Source organism: Pseudarthrobacter sp. RHLT3-21, assembly GCF_059383495.1.
Genome location: NZ_JBWZCI010000054.1, coordinates 1 through 2,869, shown reverse-complemented (window position 1 = coordinate 2,869; position 2,869 = coordinate 1). Strand labels below are relative to the sequence as shown.

Here is a 2,869-nt window from a genome sequence, read left to right as displayed (position 1 = left end):
GACGATCCGAGGAACCTGATGGTCGTGGTGCATGGATCAGCCCTGGCTGCCGTGCGCGGCTACGGACAGCGGCTGCCACTCGTTCCACGTCGCGAGCCGGGATTCGTAGTCGGCGGTGGCGATGGCCAGCGGCGCTTCTCCGAGGAAGACCCGCAGGGGCGGGGTCTGGGAGTCCACCAGGGCGAGTACCGCGTCCCTGGTGGCCGCCGGGTCACCGGGAGTGCCGCGCCGGCTGGGCCGGTTGGCGGCCTGCTCACGGACCCCGTCGTAGGCGGGCAGTTCTGTGGCGTGCCTGGCGGAGCTGCCGCCCCAGTCGGTGGAGTAACCACCGGGCTCGATGAGGGTGACGTTGATGCCGAAGCCTGCCACTTCCTGTGCCAGAGACTGGCTGAGGCCTTCCAGCGCCCATTTGGAGGCGTGGTAGATGCCCACTGTGGGGAACGCTGAGATCCCGCCGATGGAGGAGACCTGCAGGATGTGGCCGCTACCCTGGGCGCGCAGGAAGGGAAGCGCCGCCTGGGTGACCCAGAGCGCGCCGAAAAGGTTGGTCTCGATCTGCTCGCGGGCCTCGGCCTCGCTGAGCTCCTCGACCGCGCCGAACTGGCCGTAGCCGGCGTTGTTCACCACGACGTCGAGTCGGCCAAAATGCTCGTGCGCCCGGGCGATGGCGGCGAATACCGCGTCACGGTCGGTGACGTCGAGCGAGATCGGCAGCACCTTGTCGCCGAAATCTGCCGCGAGGGTGTCCAGGCTGTTGGTGTTTCGGGCGGTGGCTGCCACGTTGTCCCCGCGCTCCAGCGCGGCCAGTGCCCACTCCCGGCCGAAGCCGCGGGATGTACCGGTGATGAACCATGTTTTGGCGCTCATATGATGTCTCCTGTGGTGGTGGTGGAGGTTCAGCGCGGTTCAGTCGGCGCTGACCTGATGGCGGAAGCGGTCACGTTTGATGTGCAGGTCCCACAGATGACCGGCCAGCACGTCGGGGTCCTTCTCGGGATCCCCGGCAATGATGCGGCCGCCGATGATGAGCTGGGACACCTGGATGCCTTCCTCGCCCAGGACCTCGTTGAGGAGCTGCGCGTAGGCGGCCTGCCCGGCAAATGCCACGGACGTGCCGGTCACGTTGCGGCCAGGCGTGACGGCCGAGCCGCCGTTGACGAACAGAATAGTTCCGCGGTTCTTGCCGAGGAAACGCATGCCCGGCACCACCTGGTGCACCGCGGCAACCGGTCCGTAGATGGAGAACTCGACGGGCCCCACAAGGTCCGCCGGCGTCGTCTCAAGGACCGGGCGCATGAAGTCCTTTTGCGGCAGCGGACTGTACTGGAGCACCTCGATCGGGCCAAGGGTCTCCGCCACCTGCTCCAGGGCCTTGGCGATGGAGGACGGGTCGCGGACGTCAGCGGTGAAACCCCTGGCCTCCACGCCGTCCTTGGCCAATTCCCCGGCCAGTGCATCCAGGCGCCCCTGGTCGCGGGAGATCAGGCCAACGGTGAAACCTTCCGCGCCGAAACGCCGCGCCACTGCTGCCCCGAGTCCTGGTCCTGCTCCGATGATTGCTATAGAAGTCATACCGGGTCCAAGGCCCCATGCCTCCGATGTATTCCACAGGTGCGTGGTTAATCAGGTGTTAGTGACGAAGAACTCCAACGCGATGCTGTCGGGATCCCAGAACTCCAGAATGTATCCGGACCCGACGTCTTTGACGCCACTGTGTCCGACGCCCCGCTCATCCAACATCGCTGCAGCAGCATCAAGGTACTCACGCCCGGTAACTTTCAGGCACCTTTGGAACTGGTGCACTTGCCCCTAATGGCGGCCCGATAGCGGAACAATCCGGCTCGATGGTGCGCAATCGCCCGAACCATCTGAATTGGTTGCCTTCGCTACTGGCTTCCCGCGCCCTTGAACTCCGCTGAGGCCGCTGGTGAAAGATACGTTCCCTGGCATCCAATAAACCGTCAGCAGGCTCTCTGGTTCGTTCGGCGGCGGCGGTTCACGGCGTCGGAAACTGCTACGCCTATGAGGGGAATAACGGCCCCTATAGCGGCAACGAATGCCGGGAGGAGAGAGCTCAAGCTTGCCAGGACCGCCAAGGCTCCGATGCCGGCGAGATCGGATGCTCGGCGGTGGCCCAGCACCCGTCGAATAAAAACGCCCCGGCCGGCGAGGAAAAGAGCCGGCCCGCCATAAAGAAAGAGGACGGTGGCCAGATCAGGGCGGGCGGCCGGATCGCTGATCACGAGCTGATCACCAACCGCCACCAGGATCAGGCCCGCCAGTAACACCACCAAGGTGTTGCCCGCCAAAATACCGGGCCGGAACTGATCATCAACAGAGGCAAGCTTTTCCAAAGTCTCGTGCTCAAGGCCATGGAAGTAGCACCACCAGATCGCGACGCTTCCAGCCAAACTTACGGTCCCGGTCAAAAGTATCAAGGGGTCTTCCAGATTGCCCGCTATCGCCAGGCCGGTTGAAAGGATCGTCTCCCCGAGCGCGATCAGGTAGAACAACCCGAACCGCTCAAAGATCCTCTCTCCCGGGAGCGGGACCTGGCTTCCTTCGGTTTTCCGGCCCGGCAGCGGGTGCGCCAGCATGTGGCCGACCAGATCGATCGCGGCAGCGACACCCCAGAACATCAGGCGGAGCTCCGGACCGTAGAAGACGCCGGAAATCCAAAAAGGCGCGCTCATACACCCCCAGATCAGCGTGCGCACGAAATGGTTGTGGGTGGTCCGGTCAAGTCCGACGGTGAGTATCCACGCACCTCTGCCAAGCTGGATTAGGAGATAGGTCGCAGCGAAGAGCCAGCCGAAGGCACCGAACGCGGCACCGATTGAGGCGTTCATGAACAGTGTGACAAGCATGA

Annotated in this window: 3 protein-coding genes; all 3 read right to left on the bottom strand. The window is 64.1% G+C overall.

Translation table 11 applies throughout. The annotated features are described in order from the left end of the window. Positions 1 to 36: 36 nt before the first annotated feature. On the bottom strand, positions 37 to 867 hold the full coding sequence (locus tag AC50YA_RS23025) for an SDR family oxidoreductase (RefSeq protein ID WP_494984466.1): 831 nt from the start codon (positions 865 to 867) through the stop codon (positions 37 to 39). Between the two features lie 39 nt (positions 868 to 906). Next, entirely contained in the window at positions 907 to 1,572 is a 666-nt protein-coding gene (locus AC50YA_RS23020) for an SDR family NAD(P)-dependent oxidoreductase (protein WP_494984465.1), read from the bottom strand. A 389-nt stretch (positions 1,573 to 1,961) separates the two neighbouring features. Further along, positions 1,962 to 2,869: low temperature requirement protein A (locus AC50YA_RS23015; RefSeq protein WP_494984464.1), on the bottom strand; the 908-nt coding region annotated here is incomplete at its 5' end.